This is a genomic window from Stutzerimonas kirkiae (assembly GCF_004327335.1).
GTDB lineage: Bacteria > Pseudomonadota > Gammaproteobacteria > Pseudomonadales > Pseudomonadaceae > Stutzerimonas > Stutzerimonas kirkiae.
Window position 1 is genome coordinate 81,271 of the sequence record NZ_QJUO01000011.1, and the last position, 15,916, is coordinate 97,186.

At 64.6% G+C, this 15,916-nt stretch carries 11 protein-coding genes and 1 other RNA gene; 2 read left to right on the forward strand and 10 right to left on the reverse strand.

Annotated elements, in window-relative coordinates:
* Positions 1-3 precede the first annotated feature (3 nt).
* The 10 genes from mraY to DNJ95_RS08360 form a co-directional block, all read right to left on the reverse strand.
* A complete protein-coding gene (mraY, locus tag DNJ95_RS08315) occupies positions 4-1,086 on the reverse strand; it encodes a phospho-N-acetylmuramoyl-pentapeptide-transferase (RefSeq protein ID WP_131184252.1) in 1,083 nt (360 codons plus the stop codon).
* Positions 1,086-2,462, reverse strand: coding sequence for a UDP-N-acetylmuramoyl-tripeptide--D-alanyl-D-alanine ligase (locus DNJ95_RS08320; RefSeq protein ID WP_131184253.1), 1,377 nt, complete (start codon positions 2,460-2,462; stop codon positions 1,086-1,088). Before DNJ95_RS08320 ends, mraY begins: the two co-directional genes overlap by 1 nt.
* On the reverse strand, positions 2,455-3,930 hold the full coding sequence (locus tag DNJ95_RS08325) for a UDP-N-acetylmuramoyl-L-alanyl-D-glutamate--2,6-diaminopimelate ligase (RefSeq protein WP_131184254.1): 1,476 nt from the start codon (positions 3,928-3,930) through the stop codon (positions 2,455-2,457). The genes DNJ95_RS08320 and DNJ95_RS08325 overlap by 8 nt, the downstream gene beginning before the upstream one ends.
* On the reverse strand, positions 3,930-5,648 hold the full coding sequence (locus DNJ95_RS08330) for a peptidoglycan D,D-transpeptidase FtsI family protein (protein ID WP_131184255.1): 1,719 nt from the start codon (positions 5,646-5,648) through the stop codon (positions 3,930-3,932). The genes DNJ95_RS08325 and DNJ95_RS08330 overlap by 1 nt, the downstream gene beginning before the upstream one ends.
* Positions 5,645-5,935, reverse strand: coding sequence for a cell division protein FtsL (ftsL, locus tag DNJ95_RS08335; RefSeq protein WP_131184256.1), 291 nt, complete (start codon positions 5,933-5,935; stop codon positions 5,645-5,647). The genes DNJ95_RS08330 and ftsL overlap by 4 nt, the downstream gene beginning before the upstream one ends.
* The gene (gene rsmH / locus DNJ95_RS08340; RefSeq protein ID WP_131184257.1) at positions 5,932-6,879 is read right to left on the reverse strand and encodes a 16S rRNA (cytosine(1402)-N(4))-methyltransferase RsmH; all 948 of its coding nucleotides are present in this window, start codon (positions 6,877-6,879) and stop codon (positions 5,932-5,934) included. Before rsmH ends, ftsL begins: the two co-directional genes overlap by 4 nt.
* The gene (gene mraZ / locus DNJ95_RS08345) at positions 6,876-7,331 is read right to left on the reverse strand and encodes a division/cell wall cluster transcriptional repressor MraZ (RefSeq protein ID WP_131184258.1); all 456 of its coding nucleotides are present in this window, start codon (positions 7,329-7,331) and stop codon (positions 6,876-6,878) included. Before mraZ ends, rsmH begins: the two co-directional genes overlap by 4 nt.
* Before the next feature lie 285 nt (positions 7,332-7,616).
* Positions 7,617-7,975: RNase P RNA component class A (gene rnpB / locus DNJ95_RS08350), an RNA gene on the reverse strand.
* Between the two features lie 328 nt (positions 7,976-8,303).
* On the reverse strand, positions 8,304-9,041 hold the full coding sequence (locus tag DNJ95_RS08355; RefSeq protein ID WP_131184259.1) for a hypothetical protein: 738 nt from the start codon (positions 9,039-9,041) through the stop codon (positions 8,304-8,306).
* Between the two features lie 894 nt (positions 9,042-9,935).
* A complete protein-coding gene (locus DNJ95_RS08360) occupies positions 9,936-10,502 on the reverse strand; it encodes a GNAT family N-acetyltransferase (protein WP_131184260.1) in 567 nt (188 codons plus the stop codon).
* Positions 10,503-10,899: 397 nt separating this feature from the next.
* On the opposite strand from DNJ95_RS08360, the gene DNJ95_RS08365 reads away from it, so the two are divergent.
* Both DNJ95_RS08365 and DNJ95_RS08370 read left to right on the forward strand, forming a co-directional pair.
* Entirely contained in the window at positions 10,900-14,367 is a 3,468-nt protein-coding gene (locus tag DNJ95_RS08365) for a hybrid sensor histidine kinase/response regulator (protein ID WP_131184261.1), read from the forward strand.
* A 64-nt stretch (positions 14,368-14,431) separates the two neighbouring features.
* Positions 14,432-15,688 carry an MgtC/SapB family protein gene (locus DNJ95_RS08370; protein WP_131184262.1) on the forward strand — a complete coding sequence of 419 codons (1,257 nt, stop codon included), beginning with the start codon at positions 14,432-14,434 and terminating at the stop codon, positions 15,686-15,688.
* The last annotated feature ends 228 nt before the right edge of the window (positions 15,689-15,916 follow it).

A 15,916-nucleotide genomic window follows, 5' to 3' on the forward strand; every position in this document is an offset into this window, starting at 1 on the left:
CGCTTACCTCAACTTCAACGTGGCAAGGCCGATCAGCACCAGAATCACGGTGATGATCCAGAAACGAACGATCACCCGCGGCTCGGGCCAACCCTTGAGTTCGAAGTGGTGATGGATCGGCGCCATGCGGAACACGCGCTTGCCGGTCAGCTTGAACGAGGCGACCTGGATCACCACCGACAGGGTTTCCATCACGAACACCCCACCCATGATGAACAGCACCACTTCCTGGCGCACGATCACCGCGATGGTGCCCAACGCCGCGCCCAGCGCCAGCGCGCCCACATCACCCATGAACACTTGTGCCGGGTAGGTGTTGAACCAGAGGAAACCCAGGCCGGCGCCGATCAGCGCGCCGCAGAACACGATCAGCTCGCCGGCGCCCGGTACATAGGGGATCAACAGGTACTCGGCGAAATTCACGTTGCCCGACAGGTAGCAGAAAATCCCCAGGGCGCCACCGACCATCACCGTCGGCATGATCGCCAGGCCGTCCAGGCCGTCGGTCAGGTTCACCGCGTTGCTCGAACCGACGATGACGAAATAGGTCAGCACCACGAAACCGATCCCCAGGGGAATCTCGATGTTCTTCAGCAGCGGCAGGAACAGCGTGGTTTCCACTGGAGTCTGTGCGGTCGAATAGAGGAAGATCGCCGCCCCGAGGCCGAACACCGACTGCCAGAAGTATTTCCAGCGGCTCGGCAAGCCACGGGAATTCTTCTCGATCACCTTGCGGTAGTCATCGACCCAGCCGATGGCGCCGAACAGGAAGGTCACCAGCAGCACGATCCACACGTAACGATTGCCCAGGTCGGCCCACAACAGGGTGCTGATGCCGATGGCGCTGAGAATCAGCGCACCACCCATGGTCGGAGTGCCCGACTTGGACAGGTGCGACTGCGGGCCATCGCTGCGAACTGCCTGGCCGATCTGCCGCAGTTGCAGGGTACGGATCAGCCGTGGCCCCAGCCACAGCGACAACACCAGCGCCGTGAGCACGCCAAGGATGCCGCGCAGGCTCAGGTACTGGAAGACTGCGAAGCCCTTGTGGAATTGTTGCAAATACTCTGCGAGCAACAGCAGCATCAATCATTCTCCGTGGCAGTTTCTGCCAGTGCGTCAACGACCTTGTCCATCGCGGCGCTGCGCGACCCCTTGACCAGAACCGTCGTGTTGGTGGCGTCTTCGGTGCGCAGCGCATCGACCAGGAACGCCTGCTCGGCAAAATGCACGCCGCCCAGGCCATAGGCCGCCACGGCGTGTTCCATCAGCGGGCCGACCGCATATAGCGCATCGACCTTGCCCCGCGCATAAGCGCCCACTTGCGCATGCGCCTGTTCGGCCCAGTCGCCCAGTTCGCCCATGTCGCCCAGCACCAGTACGCGGCGCCCGGCAAAACCGGCCAGCACATCAATGGCGGCGAGCATGGAGGCCGGGTTGGCGTTGTAGCTGTCGTCGATCAGGCGCACACCGTTGGCCAGCAACCGGGCCAGGGCACGCCCCTTGACCGGTTGCAGGGCCTGCAGGCCGGCGACGATGGCTTCGCTCGCCCCACCCAGGGCATGGGCGGCGGCGGCGGCGGCCAGGGCGTTGGCCACATTGTGGTGGCCCAGCAGGTTGAGCTGGACCGGTGCCGAAACGGCCGGCCCGCGCAGGGTGAAATTGACGCAGCCACGCGAATCATGGCCGATGCCGGAGGCCTGGAAATCGGCCAGGGGATTGTCCAGGGCGAAGCTCGATACACGCCGTGCACCTGCGCGCCCGGCCCATTCGGCATAAGCCGGGTCATCGCGATTGAGGATGGCGACACCGTTTTCGTCGAGCCCGTCGAGGATTTCGCCCTTGGCCTGGACGATCTTCTCCGGACCGCCGAATTCGCCGACATGGGCACTGCCGGCATTGGTAATGACGCTGACATGTGGGCGCGCCAGGCTGACGGTATAGGCGATCTCGCCAGGCCGCGAGGCGCCGATCTCGATCACCGCGCAACGGTGACGCTCCGTCAATTGCAGCAGGGTCAGGGGCACGCCGAGATCATTGTTCAGGTTGCCGCGGGTCGCCAGCACGGCCTCTTCGCCATGGCAGACGCGCAGAATGGCGGCCAGCATTTCCTTGACGCTGGTCTTGCCGCTGGAGCCGGTCACGGCTACCACCGCGCCCTGGAATGCCGAGCGCTTCAGCGCGCCCAACTGGCCCAGCGCCAGGCGGGTGTCGCGGACCACCAGTTGCGGCAGCGGCGCGCCGTCGATCTCGCGCTCGACCAGCGCGGCCACGGCGCCCTTGGCCGCGACTTCGGCCAGGTAATCGTGGCCGTCGAAGCGTGGCCCGGTCAGCGCGACGAACGCCTGCCCCGCTTCGATGGCGCGGCTATCGATACTGACGGAGGTGAAAGCGGCATCGGCGCCGAGCAGCCGCCCGGACAGCGGCATGACCAGATCACTCAGGCGCATAGGCTCAAACATGGCTCACCTCCCAGGCATCCAGCGCCTTGCGCGCTTCGAGCAGATCGGAAAAAGGCAGGCGCTCGCCGGCGATTTCCTGGTAATCCTCATGCCCCTTGCCCGCCAGCAGCAGTACATCGCCGATACGACTGGCGGCGACGGCCGTGGCGATCGCCGCGGCCCGTCCTGCCACCTCGCGAACCCGCGCCGGCGCCGGCGCCGGCGCCGAAAAGCCCTGCATGATCTCGGCGCGAATCGCCGCGGCCGCTTCGCCACGCGGGTTGTCATCGGTCACCAGCACCTGATCGGCCAGGCGCTCGGCCACGGCGGCCATCAACGGGCGCTTGCCGCGATCACGCTCGCCACCACAGCCGAACAGGCAGATCAGGCGGCCCTGCACATGCGGGCGCATGGCCAGCAAGACCTTTTCCAGGGCATCGGGGGTATGTGCGTAGTCGACCACCACCAGTGGCCGGCGGTTGCCGCCCAGGCGCTGCATACGGCCCGCCGGCCCCTGCAACGCGGGGAATACGGCGAGTATTTCATCCAGCGGGTGGTTCAGCGCCAGCAGGGTGCCGATGGCTGCCAGCGCATTGCTGACATTGAAGCGCCCGAGCAAGGTACTGTGCAGCGAGCCTTCGCCCTGCGGCGTGACCAGGCGGGCACGAATGCCATCATCATCAAGGGTTACTTGCGGGCAATAAAGGTAGGCCGCAGGATCTTCCAGGCTATAGGTGATAAGCCGCGAGTCCTGCCTGTACGCCGCCAGTTCGCGACCGAAGGCATCGTCCAGGTTGATCACCCGGCACTTCAGGCCGGGCATGGCGAACAGCGCGGCCTTGGCCTCGCCATAGGCCTGCATGCTGCCGTGGTAGTCGAGGTGGTCGCGGGACAGGTTGGTAAACACCGCCACATCGAAATCGATGGCCGCCACCCGGCCCTGTTGCAGGCCATGGGAAGAAACCTCCATGGCCACGGCGCGCGCACCATCCTGTTTCAAGCGCGCCAGGGTCGCCTGTACGCCGAGGGCATCGGGAGTGGTATGGCGGCCCTGTTCCAGCTCGCCATGGAAACCGGTGCCCAGGGTACCGATGACACCGCAACGCTCGCCCAACCGATCGAGGGCCTGGGCGACCAGTTGGCTGACGCTGGTCTTGCCGTTGGTTCCGGTGATGCCGGCCAGGCGCAGGCTGCGGCTCGGTTCGCCATAGAAACGCCCGGCGATCGCCGACAACTGGCTGGCCAGTCGCCGTACCGGCAGCAGGACGGCGCCCACCGCCCAGATATCCTGCGCACCTTCGCTTTCGTAGGCGACCGCCGCCGCGCCACGGGCGATGGCGTCGGGGATATGTGCCCGGCCATCCTGTTGTGCGCCCGGCACGGCCAGGAACAGATCGCCCGGACGCACCTTGCGACTGTCGAGCGTCAACTCACGGATCAGCACCGAACTGCCCGCCTGCGGCAGCAACTGGTTCAGCGGCATCGGCATCAGATGCGCCCTCCCTTGCCTGCGGCGGCCTGCACGGTCTTCACTTGCGGCAGGTTGTCGGGGGTGACATTCATCAGCCGCAATGCGCGCGCCATCACCTTGCCGAATACCGGCGCGGCGACCAGGCCGCCGTAATAACCGCCCTTGGATGGTTCGTCGACCACTACCACAGCGGCGATACGCGGGTTGGCCAGGGGCGCCACGCCGGCGAAGAAGGAGCGATAGGCATCTTCCGTATAACCGCCGGTACCGGTGATCTTCTTCGCCGTGCCGCTCTTGCCGCCGACGTGATAACCCGGCACGCGGGCACGCGCGCCGCCGCCGCCATCTTCCTCGACGACCGCCCGCAGCATTTGCAGTACGGTGCTGGAAATATGCCGGTCGATGACCTGCACACCCTTCTGCGGCTGATCCAGGCGCAACAGGGAAAGTGGCACGTTGACACCATCGTTGCCCAGCAGCGCATAGGCATGGGCCAGTTGCACGGCCGTGACGGAGAGGCCATAGCCATACGCCAGCGAGGCCGTTTCGGCGTCATGCCAGCGACGATGATTAGGCAGGTTGCCGACCCGTTCGCCAGGGAACCCCAGGCCGGTATCCTGACCGAAGCCGGCCTGTTGCAACACCGAGTAGACCGGCTCGGCGCCGATATCCAGGGCAATCTTGCTGACGCCGACGTTGCTCGACTTCATCAGGATGCCGGTCAGCGTCAACAGGCCGCCACGGGAAACGTCGCGAATGGTGTAGCGGCCGATCCGCATGCTGCCCGGCGAAGTGTCCACCACCGACTCGGGCTTGTACTTGCCGGTACCCAGGGCGGCGGCGATGCTGAATGGCTTGATGGTCGAGCCCGGCTCGAAGACATCGATCATCGCCCGGTTGCGCATGGCCGCCGGCTGCAGGTTGCGCCGGTTGTTCGGGTTATAGGTCGGCTGGTTGGCCATGGCGAGGATCTCGCCGGTCTTCACGTCGATCATCACCAGGCTGGCGGCCTTGGCGCCGAACTCCTGCACCACCGAGCGCAGTTCGCTGTGGGCCAGGTATTGCAGGCGCAGGTCGATGGAAAGCGCCAGGGCTTTGCCCGGCTTGGCGTTCTGGGTGACCTGCACGTCCTTGATCAGGCGCCCACGGCGGTCCTTGATCACTTGCCGCTTGCCCGGCACCCCGGCCAGCCATTCGTCATAGGCCAGTTCCATGCCTTCGCGGCCACGGTCGTCGATATCGGTGAAACCGACCACATGCGCGGCCACTTCGCCGGCCGGATAGAAACGGCGGAACTCTTCCTGGGCGTAGACGCCGGGGATTTTCAGCTCCAGCACCTGCTGCCCCTGCTCCGGCGTCAAACCGCGCACCAGGTAGGTGAACTCGCGACCGGCCTGCTGCTGCAGGCGCTCGCTCAAGGCCTCCGGCTCCTGGCCGATCGCCCTGGCCAGTTCGGCCCAGCGCTCGCGCACGGCTTGCAGCTCGCGCGGATTGCCCCACAAGGTGGTGACCGGGGTGCTGACGGCCAGCGGCTCGCCATTGCGGTCGGTGATCAGCCCTCGGTGAGCGGGAATCGGGATATGCCGCAGGCTACGCGCATCGCCCTGGCCCTGCAGGAAGTCCTGATCCACCACCTGCAGGTCGACGATACGCCAGCCGATGGCGCCGACCATCAGCGCCAGCAGCAGCAGGACGATACGGAAACGCCACGGATAGAGCGCACCTTGCAGCCTCATGGTGCCACCAGCCTTACATCCACCGCTTCGGGGATGTGCATCTTCAACTGCTCGCGGGCCAGGGTTTCGATACGGTTGTGCGCCGTCCAGGTGCTCTGCTCGAGGATCAGCCGCCCCCACTCCGCCTGGGCCTTGTCGCGCTCGCTGAGTTCGCCGTAGAGATCGTTGAGCAACTGGCGATTCCAGTGGGCGCTGTAGGCCACGCCGATGGCCGACACCAGTACGCCAAGGAACAGCATCAGCAGCAACAGGCTGCCACGCGGCATCGAACGCAGTGAGCGGCTCATCGGAGTTTCTCCGCGATACGCATCACGGCACTGCGCGAGCGGGGGTTGGCGCGGGTTTCTTCCGCCGAGGCGTAGACTGGCTTGCCCAGCAGTTTCAGGCGGGGCTCGAAGGCCTTGGGGATGATCGGCAGGTCACGCGGCAGGTTGTCGGCCTCGCCCTTCGCCTGGCGGCGCATGAACTGCTTGACGATACGATCTTCCAGCGAATGGAAACTGATCACCACCAGGCGACCGCCGACTTCCAGCGCCTCCAGGGCCGCTTCCAGCCCGCGCTCGAGATCCCCCAGCTCGTTATTGATGAAGATGCGCAGCCCCTGGAAGGCACGGGTCGCCGGATTCTTGCCCTTTTCCCAGGCAGGGTTGGCCACCGTCAGCACCTGGGCCAGGTCGGCGGTACGCTCGAAGGGCGCTTCCTGGCGACGCAGCACCACGGCGCGCGCCATGCGCTTGGCGAAGCGCTCTTCGCCATATTCCTTGAACACACGGGCGATTTCATCCTCGGCGGCGCTGGCGATCCACTCGGCGGCACTGACGCCGCGCCCGGGGTTCATGCGCATATCCAGCGGGCCATCGTGCTGGAAGCTGAAGCCGCGCTCGGGATCGTCCAGTTGCGGCGAGGACACGCCAAGGTCCAGCAGCACGCCACTGATGCCGCCGGCCCAGCCACGCTGCGCCACTTCATCGGCCAGTTCCGCGAAACTTCTCTGCACAACGACAAAGCGGCCATCCTCGGCCGCCAGTGCCTGCCCCGTGGCGATCGCCTGCGGGTCCTTGTCGAAACCGAGCAGGCGCCCCTGTGGCCCGAGCCTGCGCAGCAACAGCCGGCTATGCCCGCCCCGGCCGAAGGTGCCATCCACATAGCGGCCATCCGCGCGCACGGCGAGGGCCTCGATGGCCTCATCGAGCAGTACGGTGATATGCGCCAGGCTGCTATTCGGATTCACAGGATAAGATCACGCAGTTCTTCCGGCAGTCCGCCGGGTTGTTTGATGGCCGCCAGGTCCGCATCGGCTTGAGCGTTCCAGTCGTCCTCGTTCCACAGGTTGAACTTGTTCAGTTGCCCCACCAGCATGGCGCGCTTGTCCAGGCCGGCATATTCGCGAAGCCGCGGCGGCACCAGCACACGGCCGGCGCCATCCATCTCCAGGTCCACCGCATTGCCGATCAACAGGCGCTGCAGGCGACGCGCTTCTTCGCGCAGGGATGGCAATTCACGCAACTTCGCTTCGATCAGTTCCCATTCGGGCAGCGGGTAAATGCACAGGCAACGGTCGACGGCATCTATGGTCACGATCAACTGCCCGTCACAACGCGAAACGAGCTCGTCGCGATACCTGCTTGGCATCGCTAAGCGCCCTTTTGCGTCGAGACTGATGGCATTTGCTCCGCGAAACACGGCTGCATGTCCTCTGAATTAACCTGCGAGACCCATATTCACCCACTTTCCACCACTTTCTACCACTTGTGCGCACTATAGAAATGCACTACCCCACCGTCAAGGCGGCTTTGACGGGAAAACTCCTTACAGGACGGGAATTTAGGGAAACTAAGGCGAGTGAAAGCGGGGTCTTCGAAGACAAGACGAGAAGAAACAAACAGCTACCTGACAAACTTAAAGTAATTTGTCAGGAGTGATGACTTTCGAAAATTTCGAGAAAGGCGACGGACAGCAGGAAAGGAGGTGGAGAGTCGATCTGTAAGCCGGGTTCTGTCGAGGACAGTCATTCCTCTACGACAGCCATCACTGACTGCCTCTAGCAACCTACCCGGATCCAGCGCGGGCCACGCCAATGGATCCCTATTTGGTCTTGCTCCAGGCGGGGTTTACCTAGCCACGGACTGTTGCCAGCCGTGCGGTGCGCTCTTACCGCACCTTTTCACCCTTACCGGCGCTTGAACGCTTAGGCGGTTGTTTTCTGTGGCACTTTCCGTAGGCTCGCGCCTCCCAGGCGTTACCTGGCGCCTTGCCCTATGGAGCCCGGACTTTCCTCCCTCCCCTCCTGCATGGCAAAAGGGAACAGCGACTGCCCGATCGACTCTCCGCCGCGCAGGGTACAGCCCTGTGCCATCACTCGCAAGGGATTCGGGGCATGCCCCGTTACGAATGGATTGGCAATCAAGTACGCGCTTCACTCCGAGCCGCTGGCGATATCCATGCGTCCGTGCCGGCACGAACCTCGGAGAAACACGGTAGCTGTGCGCATACGATGCCTACAGGTTCACCAGCACGCACCATCGCCAGGCACATTACTGGCTCGGGTGACCGGGTTCGCTGACTACGCCAAGCGCTATCGCACTACCTGACCGACTTACTGCAATGCTGGGCGGTGGCATCCGCAGACAGCAGAAATAGGGATGGGCGGAGCGGTCATCTGTAAGCGACGACGCTCTGAGGCTGATACTCGGGGGCATCGGCCCACTGCCCATCCACAAGCTTTTCCCAACCGTCGTAGCGCTTCTCACCGTTTCGCCACAACTGGATGTCCCACTGACCGTTGAAACGATCCTGACCGGACTGAGCACCAACGCCAAGTGCCCGGCCAAGGTCGATCGTACTGGCGTAGTTGTCCGTGTCCAGATGGAACTTGCCGTACTCATAAACCGGGCTGGCAGCCACGAACTCCATGCTCAGCCTTGCAAAGCTGTTGGCGCCGTTCACAAGCCTGGAAGAAGCATTCAGCGCCGTTTCGAGGCGTTGGATCTGATCCTGATTCAATGAGCCCGCATTGACGGCAACCAGGCGACCATCAGGCCCGACGCTGAAACCAAAGTGCTTCTCGGCAAGATCAGGATCACTTGCAGTCAGTGTCTTCTGAAAGTCTGCGTAGGCTGATGCCAAGGAGGTTTGGACTGCTCCGAGCGCTGCCAACACGACCGGTTCGGCGCGTGTCGCATAGTTGGAAGCGGGACGTCCCGTCTTCTGATACACATCGAAGTCACCGCGATCGACAGGGTCTTCCGAGTTTGAATGGTAGATCACCGAGGCCTCGAGCGCCGACGCGTCCTGACGAACCAGTGGCGGCTGCCCCTGCTGTGCCGCCTGCCCCGCGCCCGCGACCTTGGATTGCCAAATGGACAGTGCGGCCGCTAGTCCTCCTATCTCCATCGCAGTCTCTCCTTCCCGGTTGCGTTCCTCCCCCTTCATTCGGCAGAAGTTTGGCAAGCTTTAGCTATCGACTTTCCCGGACAACCCCCTCCGTCATCAGCAACTGAGCCCCTGATCATACCGGGTGCCGCTGGCATCCTGGGTCAAACCCTTTTGCGTCATTAAGTACTAGGGGCTGCTGACATTTCGCTCTAACTCATTGATAAAAATGGAAATATATTTCCATCCCAGCCCTCCGAACGGGCTTCTTCGAGGCACAAGCGGCCTTCGGCTTTCGATTAAAAGCGCTGATGGTTGAACGCTGGACGAAAAGCTGGCGCCGTGTGCCGGTCGTTCAGCCAGCGCTTTTCGACTGTCCGCTTGTACCTCGATCCGGCCATCCATGCCGAAACGTCAACAGGCCCTAGGCCTTTCACCATGCTTGTACGGCTTGCGAAGAGAAGCCTCCGCTTGGGCCCTTCCCCTGGCGGTCAAGTGTATGGCTCAGGTGTGGCGCACTACGGGCTCCCTTCACCCCTGCGGGAAACGGATGCACACATCTACGCCTTGTCCTGGCGTTCCTGGTATCGCGAACCCGAGGCGACTATGGAAAGAGCCGTCGGCGCAGTCCGAATCATGCATAGGGCTTTCGGTTTTGCTGGCTCTTTCCCTCAGGCGCCGCCGATAGTGGCTGTGCGGATGCCGAGGGACGAAGAGGTGTGCACGCTGTAGCCGCGAGGGGAGAGGGGAAATCGGCGTATGGCCGGCCGCCTGCAGCGCGTTTCCCCGCTATTCGTCCTGGCAAAAACGTTGAGAGGCATGACCGTAACGCCTTCCGTCCCGGATATGTCACGATCGCTCTGCCGCAGCCGGCAAGGCCGTGACTACCAGAAGTGCGTTCGCTCCCCGCTCACCTCACTGGCACCCGCTTTCCAACTGACGCCGCAACGCCGGCCACTCCTTGTCGGTGATGCTGTAGAGGATAGTGTCGTCGAGACGACCATCGGCCAGCCGCCGATGGTTGCGCAGGCGCCCTTCGTGGACCGCGCCGAGTTTCTCCAGTGCCCGTTGCGAGCGCAGGTTGCTGGCGGCGGTCTTCAGTTGCAGGCGTACCAGCCGCCACTGCTCGAAGGCGTGACGCAGCAACAGGTACTTGATGGAAGCATTCAAGCCCGTGCCGTGCTCCGCCTGGTCGAGCCAGGTCCACCCCAGCTCGGCGGCCGGCAGCACCGGCATGAAATCGGCGAAGCGCGTGGTGCCGACGACCCGTTCGGCCAGGCGCGCGGTGAACACCACGGCCCGCCCTTCGCGCTGGGCGGCCAGGGCCTGGCGATACCAGTCGGGCCGCACGGGGCCATCGAGGAAGGCGAGGACTTCTCGGTTGCGGTCAGCCAGGGCAACCAGTACGGGAATGTCCGCCTCCACCATGGGATCGAGACGCAACGCACCGCGCTGCAGGGAAACCGGGCTGGGCATGAACATCCTGAACTCCTGATTGATTGAAAGTCCGCCGCCTTGCATGGGCGAGCCGCCACGACCATTCGAACGTGGCCGACGATCCTCGCACGAAACCGTGGCGACCCTTGGTGCAGTACCACACATATCGAGTGCCGTCGCGAGCGCCAGCGTCCACTGGCGTTTCGTCGCATTCCGCGTTGTCGCGACGAAACCTCAACAGCCCCTAGAATACACGCTGGCGAAAGTGACACATGGCCCGCGAACGCCGTCCCAGAGGCTCGCAGGCGCCATCGGCGCTCGCCCATGCGACCATGGTAGCAACCGTCACACTTGCCAGCGGTTTGCTGCGAAACTCGCGCATCCGATCATACACTGCCGGCCACCGTTCCTGCGGAGCCCTGGCCATTCATCTGGAGTCCGCATGACGCTGTCCGGTGGGCTGATCGCTCTGGTCGCCCTCATCTACATGGCCATTCTGTTCGCCATCGCTTTCTATGGCGACCGCCACCAGGCCCCCATGCCACCGCGCATCCGTGCCTGTATCTACAGCCTCTCGCTCGCGGTGTACTGCACCAGTTGGACCTTCTTCGGCGCGGTCGGCCAGGCCGCCGAACAGCTCTGGTCGTTCCTGCCGATCTACCTGGGGCCGATACTGCTGTTGCTGTTCGCACCCCATGTGATCCAGAAAATGATCCTGATCAGCAAGCAGGAAAACATCACCTCGATCGCCGATTTCATCGCCGCCCGCTATGGCAAGTCGCAGACCCTGGCGGTGGTGGTGACGCTGATCTGCCTGGTCGGCGTGCTGCCCTACATCGCCCTGCAGCTCAAGGGCATCGTGCTCGGGGTCAACCTGCTGATCGGCAACAATTCCGAAACCGTGCCGGCCGGCGCCAGCGACACCGCGCTGATCGTCTCCATCGCCCTGGCGCTGTTCACCATTCTGTTCGGCACGCGCAACCTGGATGTCACCGAGCACCACCGTGGCATGGTGCTGGCCATCGCCTTCGAATCGCTGGTCAAGCTGCTGGCCTTCCTCGCCGTCGGGGCCTTCATCACCTTCGGCCTGTTCAACGGTTTCGGCGACCTGTTCAACCAGGCCTATGCCAACCCGGCACTGAGCGAATACTGGGTGTCGACGGTCAACTGGCCGTCGATGCTGGTGCAGACCACCGTGGCGATGATGGCCATCGTCTGCCTGCCACGGCAGTTCCACGTGGCCGTGGTGGAAAATATCGAACCTCGCGACTTCCGCCTGGCACGCTGGGTCTTCCCGCTCTACCTGGTGCTGGCGGCGATCTTCGTCATCCCCATCGCCCTGGCCGGGCAGATGCTGCTACCCGCCGGGGTCAGCCCGGACACCTTCGTCATCAGCCTGCCGCTGGCCGAAGCGCATCCGGCGCTGGCCATGCTGGCGTTCATCGGCGGCGCCTCGGCGGCCACCGGCATGGTCATCGTCGCCAGCGTGGCGTTGTCGACCATGGTATCCAACGACATGCTGCTGCCCTGGCTGTTGCGGCGCAAGGAAACGGAGCGGCCATTCGAGGCCTTCCGCCACTGGATGCTGTCGGTGCGTCGCATCAGCATCATCGCCATCCTGCTGCTGGCCTATGTCAGCTACCGGCTGCTCGGTTCATCCGCCAGCCTGGCGACCATCGGCCAGATCGCCTTCGCCGCGCTGACGCAACTGGCGCCGGCGATGGTCGGCGCGCTGTACTGGAAACAGGCCAATCGCCGCGGTGTGTTCGCCGGCCTCACCGCCGGCGGGTTGATCTGGATCTACACCCTGGTGCTGCCGCTGCTCGGCTGGCCCCTGGAAATGTTCCCCGGCCTGGTGTGGATGCACAGCGACCCGCTGGGTTTCGACATCAGCGCCCTGACCCTGGGCGTCAGCCTGTCCCTGGCCGGCAACTTCACGCTGTTCTTCTGGGTCTCCATCCTCAGCCAGACCCGCGTCGCCGAGCACTGGCAGGCCAGCCGCTTCATCGGCCAGGAACTCACCTCGCCCAACAGCAACCGCCGCCTGCTGGCGGTGCAGGTGGAAGACCTGCTGTCGCTGGCCTCGCGCTTCGTCGGCACCGAACGCGCCGAGCAGAGCTTCCAGCGCTTCGCGCGCCGCCACGGCCATGAGTTCTCGCCGCGCCAGCAGGCCGATGGCCAGTGGATCGCCCACACCGAACGGCTGCTGGCCGGGGTGCTCGGCGCCTCCTCGACCCGCGCGGTGGTCAAGGCCGCCCTGGAAGGGCGCGACATGCAGGTCGAGGACGTGGTGCGCATCGTCGGCGAGGCCTCCGAGGTGCTGCAATTCAACCGCGCCCTGCTGCAGGGCGCGATCGAGAACATCACCCAGGGCATCAGCGTGGTCGACCAGTCCCTGCGCCTGGTGGCCTGGAACCACCGCTACCTGGAAATCTTCGAATACCCCGAGGGCATGATCTACATCGGCCGGCCGATTTCCGATGTCATCCGCTACAACGCCGAGCGCGGCCTGTGCGGCCCCGGCGACCCCGACACCCACGTCGCCAAGCGCCTGTACTGGATGCGCCAGGGGCGTGCGCATACCTCCGAGCGGGTCTTCCCCAATGGCCGTGCGGTGGAACTGATCGGCAACCCCATGCCCGGCGGCGGCTTCGTCATGAGCTTCAGCGACATCACCGCCTTCCGCGAAACCGAGCAGGCGCTCAAGGATGCCAACGAGGGGCTGGAGCAGCGCGTCAGCGAGCGTACCCAGGAGCTGTCGCAACTGAACAAGGCGTTGATCGAGGCCAAGAGCACGGCGGAAACCGCCAACCAGTCCAAGACCCGCTTCCTCGCCGCGGTCAGCCACGACCTGATGCAGCCACTGAACGCCGCCCGGCTGTTCTCCGCGGCGCTCTCCCACCAGCAGGAGGCATTGCCCAGCGAGGCCCAGCAACTGGTGCGCCACCTGGACAGCGCGCTGCGCTCGGCGGAAGACCTGATCACCGACCTGCTGGACATCTCGCGCCTGGAGAACCGCCGGATCACCCCGGACCGCAACCCCTTCGCGCTGTCATCGCTGTTCGACACCCTGGGCGCCGAGTTCACCGCCCTGGCCCGGGAACAGGGCATCGACTTCCGCGTACGCGGCAGCCGGCTACGGGTGGACAGCGACATACGCCTGCTGCGGCGCGTGCTGCAGAACTTCCTGACCAACGCCTTCCGCTATGCCAACGGCCAGGTACTGCTTGGCGTGCGGCGGCGAGGCAAGACCCTGTGCCTGGAAGTCTGGGACCGTGGCCCCGGCATTCCCGAGGACAAGCTGCGGGTCATCTTCGAGGAATTCAAGCGCCTGGACAGCCACCAGACCCGGGCGGAAAAAGGCCTCGGCCTCGGCCTGGCCATCGCCGATGGCCTGTGCCGTGTCCTCGAACACCCGCTGGAGGTACGCTCCTGGGTCGGCAAGGGCAGCGTATTCAGCGTCACCGTGCCCATCGCCGAAGGCATCCTGACGCAGGTACAGCCGCGCAGCCCCAGCGAAACCATGCCGACGCAGTTGTCCGGCGCCCAGGTATTGTGCATCGACAACGAGGACAGCATCCTGATCGGCATGCAGAGCCTGCTGTCACGCTGGGGTTGCCAGGTCTGGACCGCGCGCAATCGTGACGAGTGCGAGCATCTGCTGGCGAACGACGTACAGCCGCAACTGGTGCTGGTGGACTACCATCTGAACGCCGGCGACACGGGCCCGAGCCTGATGGCCTGGCTGCGCACCCGCCTCGGCCAGCCGGTTCCCGGCGTGGTGATCAGCGCCGACGGGCGGCAGGAACTGATCGCCCAGGTACACGCCGCCGGGCTGGACTTCCTGCCCAAGCCGGTCAAGCCGGCCGCCCTGCGGGCATTGATGAGCCGGCACCTGCCGTTGAAATGACGAATAATCACGAACGAGAGGCGGCTCCAGCCGCCCCGCAACAGCCACACAGCAAGGATCGACCATGCCCGACGCTCTACAAATCCTGCTCAACTTCGCCAGCGCCCTGGCCGCCGGTCTTCTGATCGGCGCCGAACGCGGCTGGCAGGAGCGCAACGAGAATGACAACCACCTGGCCGCCGGCATCCGCACGTTCGGCCTGACCGGGATACTGGGCGGCTTCGCCATGCTGCTCGCGGAACAGTTCGGCGTGATTGCCTGGGCGGTGATCTTCATCGGCTTCGCAGCACTGGTGCTGACTTCCTATGTGGGCGACCTGCTACAGCGCCATTCGCTGGGCATGACCAGCGAAGTGGCACTGCTGATCACCTTCCTGCTCGGCAGCCTGGCCCTGGCCGACCAGGCCGCGCTGGCGGCAGCCGGGGCGGTGGCCGTGGCCCTGCTGCTGAGCCTCAAGCGGGCCATGCACAGCGCCCTGCTGCGCCTCAACGAAGATGAGTTGATCGGCGCGCTGAAACTGCTGTTCATCTCCCTGGTGCTGTTGCCGGCCCTGCCCAACCAGGGCTACGGCCCCTGGGGCGTGTTCAACCCCTATGTCATCTGGTGGCTGGTGGTGCTGATCGCCGGTATCGGCTTTGCCGCCTATGTCGCGATCCGCCTGCTCGGCACCCGCCACGGCCTGCTGTTCACCGCCGTGATCGGCAGCATCGTCTCCTCCACCGCGATGACCGTCACCCTCTCGCGCCTGCGAGGCAACCGCAGCCTGCACGCCATGCTGGCCTGCGGCCTGCTGGCGACCTCGGCGGTGATGTTCCCGCGGGTGCTGCTGGAGGTGGGGCTGGTCAACCCGACGCTGCTGGCACCGCTGGTCACGCCGCTGCTGGTCACCACCCTGGTGTATAGCCTGGGAGCGCTGATCTTTTACCGACTGGCGGGCAAGGAGCCGGAAGATGGTGGCGAGCCGCCGCTGAAGAACCCCTTCGAACTGGCGCCCGCCCTGCGCTTCGCCGCCCTGCTGGTGTTCATCCTGTTCCTGGTGGAGGCGGGCCGCCACTGGATGGGCGACTCGGGCGTCTACCTGGTGTCGCTGCTCTCGGGCCTGGCCGACGTCGATGCCATCACCCTGTCACTGGCTCGCAGCGCGCAGTCCGGCCTGGATCATCAGGTGGCCGTACAGGCGATCTTCCTCGCCGCCCTCAGCAACAGCCTGGTCAAGGCCGGGCTGATCGCCCTGATCGGCGGCCGTGACCTGGCTGTGCGCACCCTGCCGGTGATCGTTGGCGGCCTGGCCGCGGGGGCGGTGACGCTGCTGATGCTATAGCCTCCCACAGGAACGGGCTCGCCCGCGAATAGCACTGCTTCGCGGGCAGGCATATACCTGCTTCAGCGGACGGACAGTGCGACTGGATTGGCAATGGTGTGTCTGGCCATAGCGCCGTAGAGCGTGACCTCGGGCCCAGCGTTCCTGTGGCAAACAGCCGAAAACAGCGCTGGAAGGCTGGACGAAAGAGCGTGGCAACCAGTGTTTTTCGTCCAGCTTTCCAGCCTC